Origin of the sequence: Deinococcus detaillensis, from assembly GCF_007280555.1 — a bacterium.
Classification (GTDB): domain Bacteria; phylum Deinococcota; class Deinococci; order Deinococcales; family Deinococcaceae; genus Deinococcus; species Deinococcus detaillensis.
The window spans coordinates 122,970-139,074 of record NZ_VKDB01000004.1 but is presented as its reverse complement, the minus strand read 5'-3'; the positions used below and the strand labels follow the sequence as shown (position 1 = coordinate 139,074).

General features: G+C 59.2%; 16 protein-coding genes. 9 read left to right on the top strand and 7 right to left on the bottom strand.

The features are described 5' to 3' along the window. Positions 1-52: 52 nt before the first annotated feature. Both panB and FNU79_RS06225 read right to left on the bottom strand, forming a co-directional pair. The gene (gene panB / locus FNU79_RS06230) at positions 53-868 is read right to left on the bottom strand and encodes a 3-methyl-2-oxobutanoate hydroxymethyltransferase (RefSeq protein ID WP_143720015.1); all 816 of its coding nucleotides are present in this window, start codon (positions 866-868) and stop codon (positions 53-55) included. Between the two features lie 44 nt (positions 869-912). After that, positions 913-1,395, bottom strand: coding sequence for a DUF420 domain-containing protein (locus FNU79_RS06225; RefSeq protein WP_124867262.1), 483 nt, complete (start codon positions 1,393-1,395; stop codon positions 913-915). A gap of 319 nt (positions 1,396-1,714) precedes the next feature. Here FNU79_RS06225 and FNU79_RS06220 point away from each other — a divergent pair, with 319 nt between their 5' ends. From FNU79_RS06220 to FNU79_RS06205, 4 genes are all read left to right on the top strand, one after another. Continuing rightward, positions 1,715-2,698, top strand: a complete 984-nt coding sequence (locus FNU79_RS06220) for a COX15/CtaA family protein (protein WP_143720014.1) — start codon at positions 1,715-1,717, stop codon at positions 2,696-2,698. Continuing rightward, positions 2,695-3,600 carry a heme o synthase gene (locus FNU79_RS06215; protein ID WP_143720105.1) on the top strand — a complete coding sequence of 302 codons (906 nt, stop codon included), beginning with the start codon at positions 2,695-2,697 and terminating at the stop codon, positions 3,598-3,600. Before FNU79_RS06220 ends, FNU79_RS06215 begins: the two co-directional genes overlap by 4 nt. Before the next feature lie 186 nt (positions 3,601-3,786). Continuing rightward, complete coding sequence (gene coxB, locus FNU79_RS06210) at positions 3,787-5,034, top strand: cytochrome c oxidase subunit II (RefSeq protein ID WP_143720013.1); 1,248 nt, start codon at positions 3,787-3,789, stop codon at positions 5,032-5,034. A gap of 2 nt (positions 5,035-5,036) precedes the next feature. After that, positions 5,037-7,466: a cbb3-type cytochrome c oxidase subunit I gene (locus FNU79_RS06205; RefSeq protein ID WP_143720012.1), complete on the top strand. Its 2,430-nt coding sequence runs from the start codon at positions 5,037-5,039 to the stop codon at positions 7,464-7,466. A 145-nt stretch (positions 7,467-7,611) separates the two neighbouring features. On the opposite strand, the gene FNU79_RS06200 is transcribed toward FNU79_RS06205, so the two are convergent. Next, positions 7,612-8,946, bottom strand: coding sequence for a deoxyribodipyrimidine photo-lyase (locus FNU79_RS06200; protein WP_143720011.1), 1,335 nt, complete (start codon positions 8,944-8,946; stop codon positions 7,612-7,614). A gap of 78 nt (positions 8,947-9,024) precedes the next feature. Here FNU79_RS06200 and FNU79_RS06195 point away from each other — a divergent pair, with 78 nt between their 5' ends. Further along, complete coding sequence (locus FNU79_RS06195; protein WP_143720010.1) at positions 9,025-9,459, top strand: hypothetical protein; 435 nt, start codon at positions 9,025-9,027, stop codon at positions 9,457-9,459. A 53-nt stretch (positions 9,460-9,512) separates the two neighbouring features. Beyond that, a complete protein-coding gene (locus FNU79_RS06190; protein ID WP_143720009.1) occupies positions 9,513-9,980 on the top strand; it encodes a nuclear transport factor 2 family protein in 468 nt (155 codons plus the stop codon). Here FNU79_RS06190 and FNU79_RS06185 read toward each other — a convergent pair. Genes FNU79_RS06185 through FNU79_RS06170 form a run of 4 tightly spaced genes read right to left on the bottom strand, consistent with a single transcriptional unit; the run spans position 9,977 to position 12,433 of the window. Further along, positions 9,977-10,588, bottom strand: coding sequence for a histidine phosphatase family protein (locus tag FNU79_RS06185; protein WP_143720008.1), 612 nt, complete (start codon positions 10,586-10,588; stop codon positions 9,977-9,979). The two genes, FNU79_RS06190 and FNU79_RS06185, sit on opposite strands and share 4 nt — an antisense overlap. Beyond that, entirely contained in the window at positions 10,585-11,214 is a 630-nt protein-coding gene (locus tag FNU79_RS06180; protein ID WP_185974624.1) for a deaminase, read from the bottom strand. Before FNU79_RS06180 ends, FNU79_RS06185 begins: the two co-directional genes overlap by 4 nt. Then, entirely contained in the window at positions 11,211-11,831 is a 621-nt protein-coding gene (locus FNU79_RS06175) for a nucleoside deaminase (RefSeq protein ID WP_143720006.1), read from the bottom strand. The genes FNU79_RS06180 and FNU79_RS06175 overlap by 4 nt, the downstream gene beginning before the upstream one ends. Next, complete coding sequence (locus FNU79_RS06170) at positions 11,828-12,433, bottom strand: GGDEF domain-containing protein (protein ID WP_143720005.1); 606 nt, start codon at positions 12,431-12,433, stop codon at positions 11,828-11,830. Before FNU79_RS06170 ends, FNU79_RS06175 begins: the two co-directional genes overlap by 4 nt. Before the next feature lie 329 nt (positions 12,434-12,762). Here FNU79_RS06170 and groES point away from each other — a divergent pair, with 329 nt between their 5' ends. The 3 genes from groES (at position 12,763) to FNU79_RS06155 (ending at position 16,015) form a co-directional block, all read left to right on the top strand. After that, the gene (gene groES / locus FNU79_RS06165) at positions 12,763-13,050 is read left to right on the top strand and encodes a co-chaperone GroES (RefSeq protein WP_124867274.1); all 288 of its coding nucleotides are present in this window, start codon (positions 12,763-12,765) and stop codon (positions 13,048-13,050) included. Between the two features lie 77 nt (positions 13,051-13,127). Continuing rightward, on the top strand, positions 13,128-14,774 hold the full coding sequence (gene groL / locus FNU79_RS06160) for a chaperonin GroEL (RefSeq protein ID WP_143720004.1): 1,647 nt from the start codon (positions 13,128-13,130) through the stop codon (positions 14,772-14,774). A 230-nt stretch (positions 14,775-15,004) separates the two neighbouring features. After that, the gene (locus FNU79_RS06155) at positions 15,005-16,015 is read left to right on the top strand and encodes a potassium channel beta subunit family protein (RefSeq protein WP_143720003.1); all 1,011 of its coding nucleotides are present in this window, start codon (positions 15,005-15,007) and stop codon (positions 16,013-16,015) included. The last annotated feature ends 90 nt before the right edge of the window (positions 16,016-16,105 follow it).

Sequence of the window (16,105 nt, the reverse complement as noted above, 5' to 3'; positions counted from 1 at the left end):
AAAGAAAAGCACCTGCCGTTCAGTGGGCAGGTGCTTTTCTTTTCTCGGAGCATCAATACAAGTGATCCAACACTTCGTCTTTGATGATGAAGCTGTTTTCTTTGGTTGGAAAGTTCTTTTCTCGGACATCGGCGGCGTACTGTTTGAGGGCTTCGGTGGCCAGTTGACCGAGTTCGGCGTAGCGTTTGGCGATTTTCTTTTCGTTGTCGTAAACGCCAAGAACGTCGTGATACACCAGCACCTGACCTTTACAGTACGGCCCCGCGCCAATGCCGATGGTGGGAATGCTGAGCTTTTCGGTAATGAGGCGGGCCAGCCGCGCCGGAATGACTTCCAGCACCACTGCGAAAGCTCCTGCCGCTTCTACGGCGAGGGCGGCCTGCACGATTTTTTGAGCGCCGACTTCGTCTCGGCCCTGCACTTTGCGCCCGCCCAAGGAGACTTCGGTTTGTGGCGTGAGGCCCACGTGGCCCATCACCGGAATACCGTTGCGGCTCAGCACCGTGATGGCCTCCAGCACCTCCGGTGACGCGCCCTCGACCTTAATGGCGTCGGCTCCGGTTTCCTGAATCACCTTGATGGCCGCCCGCATGGTGTCTTGCAAACTGGTGTGGTAGGTGCCGAATGGCAAATCGGCCACCAAAAAGGTCTCCGGCGCACCCCTACGCACGGCGCGGGCATGGTGGATGATGTCGCTGAGTGTGACCGGCGCGGTGCTGTCATAGCCGAGCACGACATTACCGAGGCTGTCGCCGACTAAGATCAAGTCCATTCCGGCCCGCTCGGCTTGCTGCGCGCCGGGATAGTCGTAAGCCGTGACCATCACCAACGGCGTGTCGCGAATCAGTTCGGGCAAGGTAAGTTTCATGCTTGAAGGCTAACAGGTCTGCAGCGGCCTGAAGCGGGCTGTGCTTATCTCAAGCTGAGCTGCCCGAAGCGGTCGAGCACCAGATAGATGATCCAGCCGGTCACTGCCACATAAAGCCACACCGGCACCGTCCAGCGCGTCCAACGGCGGTGGGTGTCGAAGGCGGCGCGGGCGGCGGGCACACTGTCTACTTGGCTGAGGCTGCCCGCCGACTTGATACCCCTGTAGGCCCAGTAGAGCGCTCCAAGCGCCAGAGGAACGTTGAGCGCGGCCATGAAGATGTGGGTAACCAGTAGAACGAAGTAAGCCGAGCGCCAAGCTTCCGGACCGGTGTATTTCTTTTCGTAGCCGAGGCCCAAGCGGGTCAGGTAAAGAATCAGGAAGAGAGTCGCCAGTCCGCTGGCCAGCAACATAAAGCGCATGTGCAGTTCGCGGTTGCCGCGCCGAATAAAGGTGACGCCCACCACCAGTGCGACGCCGCTGAGGACAATGCAGATCACTGCCCACTGATTAATAATAGAAGCCATGAGTGGCATTCTAGGGAGGCGCGTCTGAGCCGCACAGGGTCATTTGCTGACTCAGGTGCTCGGCCCATCAACCAGGCAAACATCCCAAACTCAAAATTTGACGTCCCAGAGCGGTTTTTCTGAGATCTTGCTGAGGACAATTGTACCCACTGCCCTGCCGTCACTTCTCTTAAACTACAGTCAACGAGCGTTTGAGAATCCATTTTCCGTTCTCGCCCACATTGAGCAGGCAACGACTGAGTTCGCAAGGTCAACTCAAGAGGCAAGCGCGGAAGCCTGAGCGGCAAAGGAAGAAAGGTGAGAGGGCTTGAGAAGGGTTGTGGAGCAAGGCAGAGCTGGAGCGGGGAAAGCGCAGGCTGTTAAAGCGCTGGTGGGCCTGAGCTGGGCCGCGCTGGCCTACAATGTACTGGTGATTTTATGGGGCGCTTATGTGAGGATCAGCGGTTCCGGGGCGGGCTGCGGAGCCCACTGGCCGCTGTGCGACGGTCAGGTGATTCCGCGTTCGTTTACTTTGGAGCGCGTCGTGGAATTTAGCCACAGGGGCAGTAGCTCGCTGAGCGGCTTGCTGGCCATCGCGGTGGTGGCGCTGGCGTTTTTTGCCACTAAGCGCGGCCATCCGGCCCGGCTCGGCGCGGTCTGGTCGCTGGGCCTGATTTTGTTTGAAGGCGTCATCGGCGGCGTGCAAGTCCTGCTGGGACTGACGGCGGGCAGCACCGATCCTGCACGCGGCTTCGTGCAGGGTCTGCACCTTGCCAATACCTTTTTGCTGCTGGGGGCGCTGCTGCTTACCGCGCTGTGGGCGGGCGGTGCGCCGCGCTTTACCCTGCGTAGTCAAGGCTGGTTGAGCTGGGGCAGTCCGCTGGCCACCGTACTGATGCTGCTGCTGGGCATGGCGGGCGCGGTCACGGCGCTGGGCGACAAGTTGTTCGTTCCGGCCCCCGGCACCCCGATCGACACGGTCAAGCGCGACTTCGGGGCCACCGCTTCCATCATCGAAAACCTGCGGGTGATTCATCCGGCGCTGGCGCTGGTGGTCTGCGCTTACTTGGTTTGGTTCGCGGGGCGGGTGCTGCGCGAGCGCCTGAGTCCCATGACCCAGCGCTGGAGCTACGCGCTTTACGGCGTGATCGGAGCGCAAATGTTGATCGGCGTGCTGAATGTCGCTCTCAAAGCGCCCGGCACCATGCAGATCATTCACCTGCTGTTCGCCTGCTTGATGTGGCTGATCACCGTGATGGTGGTGTACTCGGCCCTGGTGACCCAGCCGATGCGGCGCGTGACTTTGAAGGCGGCGAGCGCGTGACCACCTTAGGTGCGGCGCGTCGGGCAACCTGGCGCGATTATTTGGCGCTGACCAAACCCAAAGTCATCAGCTTGCTGTTGTGGACAACATTGGCGGCCATGTTTATGGCGGCGCGGGGCTGGCCGGGGCTGTGGCCGCTGCTGCTGGTCGGCGTCTGCGGCTTTATGTCGGCGGGGTCGGCGGGCGTCTTCAATATGATCATTGACCGCGACATCGACATCAAAATGGCCCGCACCGCCAAGCGGCCCACCAGCAGCGGTCTAATCTCCAGTCGTCAAGCCTTTATCTTCGGCGCGGCGCTGCAAGTGCTGTCCTTTGCAGCACTGTGGACGCTGGCCAGCCCGGTGGCGGCGCTGATGAGTCTGGCCGGATTCTCGACTTACGTGTTTGTCTACACTTTGTGGCTCAAGCGCACCACTTGGCACAACATCGTGCTGGGCGGCGCGGCTGGCGCGTTTCCGCCGCTGGTCGGCTGGGCCGCCGTCACGGGCGATCTCAACTTGTTCGCGTGGTTTTTGTTTGCCATCATCTTCTTCTGGACGCCGGTTCACTTCTGGGCGCTGGCGCTGATGATCAAAGATGAGTACCGAGCGGTGGGCATTCCGATGTTGCCGGTGGTTCACGGCGACCGCCTGACCGTCGAACAGACTTTTTTGTACGCCATTTACACCTTGGTTTTGTCACTAATGCCGATCTTGCTGCGGGAAGTGTCGTGGATTTACGGGATTTCGGCGCTGCTGCTGGGCAGCTGGCAACTCTGGCTGGCGTGGAAGCTGCGCATTCATGTGGTCAAGGGCAACAAGATCGAGCGCAAAAACACCTTGCCGCTCTACTTGTTCTCGATGCTGTATTTGGCGCTGCTGTTTTTGGCCGCCGCTCTGGACCGGGTGATCTTTGTGTGAGGCAACGCCTTTTGCAAAACATTCCCGTGGGCACTGCCCCAAAAAGTTTTATGCTGGAAGCCGGAAGCAGCTTTGAGTTCGGCAGTTCAGGTTCGGCAGGCTTTACCCCACTTCGCCCCCGGCTCACGGGCCAAGGCTTACCGCTCACGTTCAAAACCCCCTAAACTGCATCTATGACAAGGAGTGATGTTGAATAGCTTATTTTGCCGTGCCGCTTGGCGGCCCAGCCGCGCAGCCAAGACTGCTCTTGGTTTGGCCCTGCTTTCCAGCTCGGCCTTGGGGCAGCAGGTTAACCAATCGCTCTCGATTGGCGATTTGTCCTCGGGCTACAACCGCGAGATGTTCTGGCTGGCTCTTTGGGCCATCGTCATTTCGGTTATTATTTTCGTCGGCGTGTCGTGGGCACTGTTTTACACCGTCCAAAAGTTCCGCGAAGACAAAAACGACGCGGCCCCCGCGCAGTTTCACGGCAACAACCGCCTCGAAGTGACGCTGGTGGCCGTTCCTGTGGTGATCGTGATTGTGCTGGCGCTGCTCACGGTGCGAGCGATGGCACGGCTCAATCCCACGCCCGCCGGCGCTTATCCGGTCACGGCAGTGGCGGCGCAGTTTTACTGGAATTTTGAGTACCCCAACGTCAAAGTCGACGCGGCGGCGGGCACGGGCTTGGTCACCAACGGCAACGAACTGATCGTGCCGTCCAAAACCAAAATCGCTGTGACCGCCACTTCACGCGACGTGATTCACGGTTTCTGGGTTCCCAACCTCGGCGGTCAGCGCGACGCCATTCCCAGCGTCAAGAAAACCTGGCAAATCGACAATGACAAAGCTGGTGTTTATCAGGGCAACTGCACCGTGTTGTGCGGCGCTTCACACGCCAACATGCGCTTTAAAGTGATCGCTTTGCCGGAAGCCGAGTATCAGCAGTTTGTCAGCGCCGCTCAGGCTTACAAGGCCCCAGTGGCGGCGGCAGGCACGTCGGCGGCAGCAGGCTACACCATCTTTATGCAGGGCAAAGAAGGTGCCGGCGCGTGCGCGGCCTGCCACCGTGTTCAGGGCACCGCCGCCGCCGGGCAGTCCGGCCCCGACTTGAGCTTTTTCGGTTCGCGGCGCACCCTCGGCGCGGGCGTTTGGGAAGGCGCGGACGTGGATACCCACCTTCACCAGTGGATCAAGGCGTCAAGCAGCATCAAACCCGGCAGCGTCATGCCGCATTACGACGGCTCGACCCAAGGCTACCCCACCCTCACCGATCAGGAGTTGACCGACTTGGAAGCGTATCTCAAGACCTTGCAGCTTCCGGCTGAAGGCAATTACTGGATGAAAATTTCGGCGCTGGTGCCGGATGCACCAGTTCCCGCCGCGCAAAATCCCACTCCGTCCAGCGTGAACGCGATCACTTCGGCCAGCACGGCCATGAATGGAGGCAAATAAGCATGGCAGTTCAAGCGCCCGCTCATTCGGCAGAGAAACCCGGCATCGGCGCGGTCATCTGGGATTACATGACCACCACCGACCACAAAAAAATCGGCACGCTGTATATCGGCACGTCCATCATCGGTTTCGCCGTTGCGGGCATCTTGGCGGTGCTGATCCGCTTGCAACTGGCGGTGCCCAACAACACACTGCTGGTCGGTAACGTCTATAACCAAGTCCTGACCACCCACGCGGCCATCATGATCTTTTTCTTTCTGATTCCGATTGGGCTGTTCGGATTCGGCAACTGGTTCGTGCCGCTGCAACTCGGCGTGCGCGACGTGGCGCTGCCGAGGCTCAACAACTTTGCAGTGTGGCTGTTCATGTTCAGCATGATCCTGATTCTGACCGGCCTGTTTCACGGCGGCGTTCCCGGCGTCGGCTGGACATTTTATTACCCGCTGTCGGTAGACGCCAACCAAACCGGCGTGACCGTGCTGATGGTCGCCCTGATCCTGAACGGCATCGCCTCGCTCCTCGGATCGGCCAACTTTGCGGCCACCATCGTCAACATGCGTGCTCCTGGCATGAGCCTGTGGAAAATGCCGATTTTCGTGTGGTCCATCTTTTCCACTTCAATTTTGCAGCTCGTTTCATTGGGCGGCCTGACGGCTGCCGCGCTGGTAACTTACCTTGACCTCAAGGTCGGTCTGAGCATGTTTAACCCCGGCATCAACGGCGTGCCGGTGCTGATGCAGCAGTTTTTCTGGTTCTACTCTCACCCCGCCGTGTACGTGATGCTGCTGCCTTACCTCGGGATCGGCGCGGAAATTGCCTCGACGATGGCCCGCAAGCCGATGTTCGGTTACCGCGTGATGGTGTACTCGCTGCTGGGCATCACCATGGTGTCGCTGCTGGTGTGGCTGCACCACATGTTCGCCATCGGTGTTCCCGAAACGTGGCAGATTGCCTTTATGGTGGCGACGATGGTGGTCGCTGTGCCTACTGGCGTCAAACTCTTTAACTTGATCGGCACCCTCTGGGGCGGGCGAATCATTATGAAGACGCCCACCTACTGGTTGATCGGCTTCATCTTTAACTTCCTGATCGGCGGCATCACGGGCGTTTCACTGGGCCTGATTCCGTTCGATTATCAAGTCACCATGAGTTATTACGTGGTGGCCCACTTCCACAACGTGATGATGTTCGGCACGGCTTTCCTGGCGATGGGCGGCCTGTATTACTGGTGGCCCAAAATGACCGGGCGCTTCCTTGACGAGAAGTTGGGGATGTGGCACTTCTGGCTCTTTATGGTCGGCTCGTGGATGACCTTTATGCCGCAGTACATCTTGGGACTGCTCGGCATGCCCCGCCGGTATTACACGTATCCGGCAGGCAACTTTGCTTGGAATGAACTCAACTTCATCTCGACGCTCGGCGCACTGGTGTTGCTGATCGGCGGCGTTGTGTGGGTCTGGAACATGTACCAGAGCTGGCGTCGTCCGGCGACGGCTTCGGCCAACCCCTGGGGCGGTTTCACCTTGGAATGGACGGCAGACAGCCCGCCCAAGTCCTACGATTTCGCCCACGACTTCCCCACCACTTTTCCCACCGAGCGCCCGCTCTACGACTGGGAAAAGAACGGCGACAAGCTGATTCCGGTTGATCCGAGCAGCATTCACTTGCCGCAGAGCACCGTTTGGCCGTTTATGACTGCCCTCGCCTTTGCGCTGATGGGCTACGGCCTCTCGTTCGGGTGGTTTACCAGCTGGAGTCCTTCGCCGGCGCAAACGCCCAACCAACTCGCCAGCATCATCTTGTACCTGAGCATTCCTTTCTTCCTCTACTCGCTGTTCAAGTGGGCTGGGACGCCCGAATACGACGTGCCGGTGGAGCACCACACCCTGACCAAGTACAGCAACGGCTTTATGGGTATGGCTTGGTTCATCATCTCGGAAGTCGGCTTGTTCGGCGTACTGATCGCTGGCTACGTGTACTTGCGCGTCGTGGGCAACGCGGTACCGCCCATAACCCGTCCGAGCATCTGGCTGGCGGCGCTCAACACCTTAATTTTGGTGAGCAGCTCGTTCGTGATTCACAAAGCCGAGCAAGACCTGCACCACCACCGCGTCAGCCGGGGCCGCCTGGGTCTGCTGATTACCCTGATTCTGGGCGCGTTCTTTATGATTTTCCAAGTCTACGAGTTCTCGCTGTTCGGCTCAGAGAGCAACTGGATGCAAAACCTCTGGCAGACCTGCTTCTTTATCATCGTCGGGTTGCACGGCCTTCACATCATCATCGGCGGCGTGGGCGTGGCCCTGCCGTACTACCAATACATGACCGGCAAGATTGACAAAACCAATCACGGCTCCCTCGTGCCCGCCAGCATGTACTGGCACTTGGTGGACGTGGTCTGGCTGTTCATCATGGCGATCTTCTACGCTTGGTAGAGAAAACGAAACAAAAAGAAGCGGCTCCTGAGTGGGCCGCTTTTTTGTTGGATAGGCTGAAATAGATTTGCTCATTTCACCACGACAGACGCTTAGAAATAAGCCAAAAATGGTTAGATTACCCAAGATCTAAGTTTGCTGCCATTCACGCCCACTTCTTCGCATAAGCGTCGGCGTCGAATTTGCGCTTGAGGCCGCTGGCGGCCATATAGCGCACCGTGCCAAAAATGGGGCGGCGTGCCCAGGGGCGGTCATGGGTGCCGAAAACCCAGTTGATTCCTGCGTAGCTGTTGGCGTTGCGGCCATCGGTTTCGTATTTGTTGTTGAGGTAGACCAGCACTTCATAGGCTTGTTGCGGCGTCTCTGACCACTCCAGCACCTTCTTGCCCCAGTACATCCGCAGGTAGTTGTGCATCCGGCCCGTGCGCACCATCTGATGCTGTGCGGCGTTCCAATACGGGTCGTGGGTTTCGGCGGTCTCCAGCTCGTCGCGGGTGTAAAGGTACTCGCGCTCGTCGCCTTCTTGTTCGGCCAGCGTTTTGCGGCACCAATCGGGCAATCCGGCGTACTGGTCATACTGCGGGTTGTAAAAGCACAGATTGAAACTCAGCTCGCGCCTCACCACCAACTCCTCCACGAAGGCGTCCAAGCCCGCGCCACCCTGCTCACGGGCCCGCAGCACCGCGTCGATGGGGGAGAGGTGGCCGAAGTGCAAGTAAGCCGAGAGTCTGGACGCGCCGTCTACCAAGGGGTTGTTGCGGCGCTCGTCGTAGTGTTGCAAGCCGCCTGTGATGAACTGTGTCAGCCGCGCTTGGGCCGCGTCCTCACCGCCGCTTTCCTCGCCGGGCAGCACGCTGCGGTCAATGTTCAGCCCAGCCAAAACCTGTTGCGGGTCGCTCACGTCCACACTGCTGAGCAGGCCCAGCGACGGCACTTTGATGGTGCGCGGTTCCAGCGGCACCAGAAAATTGTCCATCAATTTGTGGAGCTTGGGGCGGATGGTGCGGGCGGCCCATTCCTGCTTGCCAGAGGTGGTTTCAATCGGCACCACCGCGTCGCTCTCTACCTGAATCAGCGGCACTTTCAATTGATCAGCCAGCCAGGTGCGCCAGTCGCGGGAGGGGCGCAGGTACGCCCGGTCGGTAATGACCAAACTGGCCTGCTGAGCCAGCTTGAGTATCTCTTCGGGCGGATGGCCGAATTTCATCACAAAGCCGATTTTGCGCTGCTCCAAGTTGCGCTGCACGTCGCGCAGTCCTTCCAGCAAGAACAAATAGCTGCGCTGGTTGGCTTCCGGATAACTGGGCGTCAGACCGAAAGCCACGATCAGCGGCTGCTCCAGTTCGTTGGCCTGCTCGATGGCGTATTCCAGTGCGTGATTAAACGTCGTCCGCACCGAGGCCTGCATCCAGTACAGAACATACTGGCCGCCGCCGGGCGCACCTGCTTTGAGGGTTTGAAGGCGCTGCTGATGAATCATGCTTCTTTCTAGCGGGCCGCTCAGGCGGCAAACGTAGGCCAGCGCTCTGATCTCAGGTTCTGATTTAGAATCCGTTCAATGAAACGGTTGCTCTCGGTGGCTCTGATCCTCACCCTCGCGTCCTGCGCTCCTCGCCTGAGCAGCGGCCCGGCGGCCATCAACTGCATTGGCATGCGCTCCGGCACTCTGACTCAGGTGACGTTCAAATTTTCGGCCAATGTTGATCCGCAAACGAGCGAAATCGCGGGCGTGCTGACGGAAGCGGGTGATAAATCGTTCTGGGTCTACGGGCGGCGGATCGCGGACGGCCCCAACTTCAACCTGATTCTAAATGTCAGCGACCACACCGAGAGTTATGGGGGCGTGGATTTGATTTTTAAGAAAGCGCGGCTGGGCTATTTCTCCAACTCGCAAAGCACTTTATCGGGCGTATTGAGTGGTCAGCAGTTCGTGGGGCGGCAGAAGGCGGGCGTGAACAACTACGAAGTGCTGATGACTTGCCGCTTGAGCTGAGCGGCTCTTAACAGCAGGGATGGGCCGTAGCATTTTCAGCTGTAGAATTAAGAATGACTCTTTCCAGCTCTCCTGAGCTAGAGCGCTCAATTCGGCAGATGTTTGGTGCAGTTGAGCGTAAAGACTTGCAAGCGATCTTAACAATGTTTGCAGATGACGCTGTGATGGCCGATCCGCACTATCCCAACCCAACCATGCGCGGCAAAGCCGAAATCGAAGCGGGGCTGCGCTGGGGGTTCGGGAGTATGCGGCAATTTGGCTTTCCTATTGAGCAGATCTACTTCGCCCAAGACGGCCACAGCGCCGCCGTGGAGGTCGCCACCCACCATATTTTAAAAGTGGGGATGCACCTGCGCTTTCCGCAAATGTTCGCGGTGGAGACGCACGCCGGCAAAATCACCCGCCTGCAAGCTTATGAACCGTACGGGCCACACGGCATAGCGGGCGCAGTGCTGGTCATCACCCGTCTGGTCAACGCCTTGCAGCGGCAACGGGCAAAGAGTCAGCTCAACCGCCGCTAATGTGCGATGTGCGGCTGTTCGTTGACACTCAGCACTCTCACCGTGTGGCTTTCCCGCGAGAGGCGCAGGCGGGAAAATCCGGTGTCGCCAAACTCGAACCAAGCGTGATTTGAGCCAACCAGCTCGCGCAGCACCGAATTGAGAAAGCCGCCATGCGAGACGATCAATATGTTTGACAATGGCATGGCCCACAGCTCATGCAGCGCCGTCAGCGCCCTTGCCCGGATTTGGGCCTGCGACTCACCGCCGTCAGCGGTAAAAGGGAAGAGGTCGTGACGAAAAGCGGGAACGGGATAGCGTTGCTCGGCTTCCTCATGCTTCATTCCGGCCAGTGGCCCGTTGTCCCATTCGCGCCAGAGGTCACTGACTCGCGGCGTCAGACCCAGCGGCCCGCACACGATCTGAGCCGTTTCATGGGCGCGGCTGAGGCTGGAACAGACTGCTGCTTCAAACTGCGGCGGGTTGGCTTGCCAGTAGGCGGCCAGCTTGTGCGCCTGCGCCCGCCCCGCTCCGATCAGTGGTGAGTCGTAGCGGCCTTCATGTACATTTTCGTCGTCTGCGCGGCTGCGGCCATGTCGCAGGAGGGTCAACTGAAGGTGGCTGGTCATGGTTGAAGCCCCTGCAAAAGTTGAAGGTAAGCCGTTTCGGGACTCCACAGTTTTGAAACGGTTTCCGCCGTATGAAGTCGCTCGGCCACCCGCACCGCGTCCGGCACCGCCAATTCAAAACGCTCCCGAAAAGGGCCGCTGAAGGTTCCGGCGGCCAGTTCTTCCAGCACATTGAGAACCTGTGCTGCCCGCGTAAGGTCGCTCGGCCCACGCGACACGGCGACGCGCTTGCTGGCCATATAGGTATTCTCGCTCAACAGCGAAACGCAGCCCGCCCAAGGATCAGCCGCCGCGTAACTCAGCCGCCTGACCTGGCTCATCACGAGTGTTCCGGCGCACTGCGGGCAAGGCTCTATGGTGGTCAGCAGCGTCAGGGTGAGGCCTTCCTCGCGGCTGACTTTGGGCAGACTGAGCAGGGCGTTGACCTCGGCGTGGGCCAGATCAAAGCCTGAAATCAAGCCGTTGACCTGCCGCGCTGCCCGTGTGCGGTTGCGGCCCACCGCCAGCACCTCGCCCGCCGAGTTGATAATGGCCGCACCGATGGCCTTGTTGCCGGTTTGGTAGGCTTCCCAGCCCTGCGTCCAAGCCGCTTGCCAGCCGGGGGACAAATCGCTGTAAGCGCTCACGCCAGCGCTTCCAGAGCTGTTGCCAAGTCGGATTGCTGTTGCCATAACCGCTCTAACGTGCCGTCCTGATGCAGCTTCAGCGCCCGTCCAAAATGCTCCGGCTGTTTTTCTTGGTTGACTTTGAAGAAACCGTGCTCTCTGGGCATCTCGCCCTCCAAAAAGAAAGTCAGCAGCAGCACGGCGCAGAACTGTTCGACTTCAGGCGGAGCGCGGTGAACTTCGGTGGCCTTTTGGCTGAAATAAAAGGTGCTGCTCAGTGCGTCGGTGTGTCCGGCGTAGGCGTCGGCAGCGGCGTAAGCCAGTGTGTTGATGCGCTGCATTCGCATGGCCCCCAAGCACATCGGGCAAGGCTCCACGCTGGAAATGAGCATCAGGCGGCGCGAGGCTTGGCTGCTCATCTCCGGTAGACTGAGCAGCGCGTTGATCTCGGCGTGGGCGAGGCGATGCCCGGAAATGAGGCCGTCCACCCGCCATTCTTCGCCCAAGCGGTTGCGTCCGCGTGCTATCACCGTGCCGTTTTCGTCCACTACACACGCGCCAATCGGGTACGAGCCGTGCAGATAAGCCTCCCAGGCTTCCTGCATAACGGTTTGCCAGTGTTGCGCCCGCAGCGTCACAGCGCTCCCCGGTTCTTCTCGATCAAATCATCGAGCGCTTCACGCAGCAAGCTCGCCTCGGTGCGGCTGTGGGCGGACGCCAGCTTGGCGAGGCGTTCCAGTTGGCTTTTGGGATAGTAGTTGCTTTTGAGAACCATCTTGGAGTCCACGTAAATGCAGGCCCGCCCGCGCCCCTCGCGCTTGGCCCGCAGCAGCGCTTCGTCGGCGGCCCGCTGCAAGTCGGAGCTGCTCTCGGCGTGCGCCGGGCGCGAAGCAATGCCGACGGACAAGCTGAGACTGCGCGGCCACTCGCTTTCGCGGTTGATCTGAAAGTGCTTGATGATCTCGTCAAATAAAATCAGGGCGGTTTCACTGGCGCTTTCCGGCAAGATGATGGCGTACTCGTCGCCGCCCAGCCGCGCCACCGAACTGCCTGCCGGAATGCTGCCCGACAGCAAGCGCTCGACTTGCCGCAGCACCCTGTCGCCTTCAGCATGACCCAGCGAATCGTTGAGTTGTTTGAAGTGGTCGATGTCGAGTAGGCCGAGCGTCAGCGGTACGCCGGAAAGCTGCTGCATGGTCTTTTCAAATTCGCTGCGGTTGAGGATCGGTGGGCGGGCCATAAAGGTACCTCCGTTTTACATATGTCTCTATAACATATATATGTTTAACGTTGTTGTCAATCACCTATGTACAGAGCTTTTAAGGCCCGCCAGCCGCAACTTGAGCGTTTCTCACTCAGATTCCCGCACTGCCGAGGTTGACACTTGGCTGAGTCTGGTGGTAACGTCACTTACGTCGGATGAGCGCTGGGACGGCAAAAGTCGTGTATCCCACTTAAAATTTTGGTGAAGAGTGCTTCATAAAAGCCGCTTGGTCAGCTTTTGAGCGGAGAGCAACTTTGCGCCCAAGTTTCGGCGCTGCACATCACATCAATTTTTGGAGGAACTCTATGTTGAAACCTTTAGGTGACCGTGTTCTCGTGGAAGTTATTGAAGAAACTGAGCAAAAGACTGCCGGTGGGCTGTTCGTGCCGGATACCGCCAAGCAAAAGAGCCAGCGCGGCAAAGTCATCGCCGTCGGCAGCGGTAAAACGCTCGACAACGGCACCAAAGTTGCCGTGGAAGTCTCCGTGGGCGACACCGTCCACTTTGCCAAGTACGGCGGCACCGAAGTGACGCTGGACGGCAAAGAGTACAGCCTTTTCAGTGAGCGCGATTTGCTCGCCATCGAAGGCTGAGCAGCTTCTCCTGCCCAATTACCACTGCCAATCTCAACTCCGTAAATCTCTCTACCGCTTTTTGAAGGAGCAATCCCATGGCTAAACAACTCGTATTTGATGAATCCGCCCGCCGTGCCCTTGAACGTGGCGTCAACGCTGTCGCCAACGCCGTCAAAGTCACGCTCGGGCCCCGTGGCCGTAACGTCGTCATCGAAAAGAAGTTCGGTAGCCCGACGATTACCAAAGACGGCGTGACCGTTGCCAAGGAAATCGAGCTGGAAGACAAGCTGGAGAACATCGGCGCTCAGCTTCTGAAAGAAGTCGCCAGCAAGACCAACGACATCACCGGCGACGGCACCACCACCGCCACCGTGCTGGGTCAGGCCATTGTCAAAGAAGGCCTGCGTAACGTGGCCGCCGGCGCAAACCCGCTGGCCCTCAAGCGCGGCATCGACAAAGCTGTCGCGGTCGCCATCGAAGAAATCAAGAAGCTGGCCGTGCCAGTCGAAGATTCCGACGCCATCAAGAAAGTCGCGGGCATCAGCGCCAACGACGAAACCGTTGGCCAAGAAATTGCCAACGCGATGGATAAAGTGGGCAAAGAAGGCGTCATCACCATCGAAGAGTCCAAGGGCTTTGACACCGAAGTGGACGTCGTGGAAGGCATGCAGTTCGATAAGGGCTTCATCAACCCCTACTTCGTCACCAACGCCGAGAAGATGGAAGCGGTCTTGGAAGACCCTTACATCCTGATCAACGAAAAGAAGATCAGCAACCTCAAAGACCTGCTGCCGATCTTGGAAAAAGTGGTGCAAAGTGGCCGCCCGCTGCTCATCATCGCTGAAGACGTGGAAGGCGAAGCGCTGGCCACTTTGGTGGTCAACAAACTGCGCGGCACCCTGAACATCGCCGCCGTCAAGGCCCCAGGCTTTGGTGACCGCCGCAAAGAAATGCTGCGCGACATCGCTGCCGTGACCGGCGGCCAGCTCGTGACCGAAGACCTCGGCTACAAGTTGGAGAACACCACTTTGGAAATGCTGGGCAGCGCCAAGCGCGTCCGCATCACCAAAGACGAAACCACCATCATTGACGGTGCAGGCGACCAGAGCGAAATCGAAGCCCGCGTCAACGCCATCAAGGGTGAGCTCGACAACACCGACAGCGATTATGCCCGCGAGAAGCTGCAAGAGCGCCTCGCCAAGCTGGCCGGCGGCGTGGCCGTTATCCGCGTCGGTGCAGCCACCGAAACCGAACTCAAGGAAAAGAAGCACCGCTACGAAGACGCCCTCTCCACTGCCCGCTCGGCTGTGGAAGAAGGCATCGTGGCCGGCGGCGGCACCACCTTGCTGCGCGTCATTCCTGCGGTTCGCAAGGCCGCCGAGAGCTTGATCGGCGACGAAGCCACCGGCGCTCGCATCTTGATCCGCGCCCTGGAAGAACCCGCCCGCCAGATCGCCATCAACGCCGGCGAAGAAGGCAGCGTTATCGTCAACGCCGTCATCAACAGCGACAAGCCCCGCTTCGGCTTCAACGCCGCGACGGGCGAGTACGTGGACGATATGGTGGCCGCCGGCATCGTCGACCCGGCCAAAGTCACCCGCACCGCGCTTCAGAACGCTGCTTCGATCGGCGCACTGATTCTGACCACCGAAGCCATCGTTTCCGACAAACCCGAGAAGCCTCAAGCTCAGGGCCAGGGCGGCGGCGGCGACATGGGCGGCATGGGCGGCATGGACTTCTAAACCCAGTACGTTCAAGAGGAAGCCGGGGCGTGATGCTCCGGCTTTTTCATATGCGCCTTGTGTGAAAGCAGGTGATGAGCGCCCCCGAGGGAGGGTAGACCGGTCAGCTGCTCGGTGGCATAAGGGCGTGGCGGAGCGCTCCGAGCGGGCCTGAAGCGCGGGGGAATATTAAACCTGAGCTTAAGAACAGATGTGCTGTTTTGGCTTAGGGTGTAAAACGAGGTGCAACTATGGAATATCGTCGATTGGGCCAGTCTGGTTTGCAGGTCAGTGAACTTTCCTTTGGTGCTTGGGTAACGTTTGGCACGCAGTTAGATGCGAACGGCGCTTTGGAACTGATGTCCGCCGCCTATGAGCGCGGGTGTAACTTCTTTGACAACGCCGAGGTGTACGCCCGGGGCCGAGCTGAAACCATTATGGGTCAGGCCCTAGCTAAGGCAGGCTGGCGACGCGACAGCTACATCGTTTCAAGCAAAGTGTTCGGCGGCGCGGTTGAAAACCCAGCTCCGACTCAGCGGGGACTTTCACGCAAGCACATTTACGAGGCGTGCTACCAGGCCATCGAACGCCTGCAGTGCGAGTACCTGGATTTGTACTATTGTCACCGTCCAGACCGGAGCGCCCCCATCGAAGAAACCGTGCGGGCCATGACCGAATTGATCCAGCGCGGTGACGTGTTGTACTGGGGAACGAGTGAGTGGTCGGCGCAGGAATTGATGGAAGCTTACGCCGTCGCCCGCCAGTACAACCTGATTCCCCCGACCATGGAGCAGCCGCAATACAACATGCTCACCCGCTACCGGGTCGAGGTCGAATACAACCGCTTGTACCGCCCGGACACGCTCGGGTTGGGCACCACGGTCTGGTCGCCGCTGGCGAGCGGTCTTCTGACCGGCAAGTACAACGATGTGGTTCCGAATGACACCCGTGTCAACCTGCCCGGTTACGAATGGTTGAAAGCCAGTATCGAGAGTGAAGAAGGCCAAGCCAAGTTGGTCAAAGTCCGGGGCCTGGCCAAGATTGCCGACGACCTGGGCACGACCTTGCCGAAGCTCGCCCTGGCCTGGTGCCTCAAGAATCCGAATGTAAGCTCAGTGATTACCGGCGCTTCCAAAGTCACGCAAGTGGTGGAGAATTTTTCCGCGCTTGAGTTGCTCCCCCAGCTCACCGACGAGGTGATGGCGGCCATCGATACGTCGCTAGGCAACAAGGAAACCCGTTTGTACGGCTCGAGCGAGTAAAACCGTATCCGATGAGCGCCGTTGTGTCGGGAGTAAGAGGCTTCTGGCTTCGCGTTGAAGGGGAGAGCCGCCGTGTACATGCGCATCAAG

What these genes read in the sequence shown, in the direction of transcription:
- panB (WP_143720015.1), bottom strand. Translation starts at nt 868, where the DNA reads ATGAAACTTACCTTGCCCGAACTGATTCGCGACACGCCGTTGGTGATG.
- FNU79_RS06225 (WP_124867262.1), bottom strand. Translation starts at nt 1,395, where the DNA reads ATGGCTTCTATTATTAATCAGTGGGCAGTGATCTGCATTGTCCTCAGC.
- coxB (WP_143720013.1), top strand. Translation starts at nt 3,787, where the DNA reads ATGTTGAATAGCTTATTTTGCCGTGCCGCTTGGCGGCCCAGCCGCGCA.
- FNU79_RS06205 (WP_143720012.1), top strand. Translation starts at nt 5,037, where the DNA reads ATGGCAGTTCAAGCGCCCGCTCATTCGGCAGAGAAACCCGGCATCGGC.
- FNU79_RS06200 (WP_143720011.1), bottom strand. Translation starts at nt 8,946, where the DNA reads ATGATTCATCAGCAGCGCCTTCAAACCCTCAAAGCAGGTGCGCCCGGC.
- FNU79_RS06195 (WP_143720010.1), top strand. Translation starts at nt 9,025, where the DNA reads ATGAAACGGTTGCTCTCGGTGGCTCTGATCCTCACCCTCGCGTCCTGC.
- FNU79_RS06190 (WP_143720009.1), top strand. Translation starts at nt 9,513, where the DNA reads ATGACTCTTTCCAGCTCTCCTGAGCTAGAGCGCTCAATTCGGCAGATG.
- FNU79_RS06185 (WP_143720008.1), bottom strand. Translation starts at nt 10,588, where the DNA reads ATGACCAGCCACCTTCAGTTGACCCTCCTGCGACATGGCCGCAGCCGC.
- FNU79_RS06170 (WP_143720005.1), bottom strand. Translation starts at nt 12,433, where the DNA reads ATGGCCCGCCCACCGATCCTCAACCGCAGCGAATTTGAAAAGACCATG.
- groES (WP_124867274.1), top strand. Translation starts at nt 12,763, where the DNA reads ATGTTGAAACCTTTAGGTGACCGTGTTCTCGTGGAAGTTATTGAAGAA.
- groL (WP_143720004.1), top strand. Translation starts at nt 13,128, where the DNA reads ATGGCTAAACAACTCGTATTTGATGAATCCGCCCGCCGTGCCCTTGAA.
- FNU79_RS06155 (WP_143720003.1), top strand. Translation starts at nt 15,005, where the DNA reads ATGGAATATCGTCGATTGGGCCAGTCTGGTTTGCAGGTCAGTGAACTT.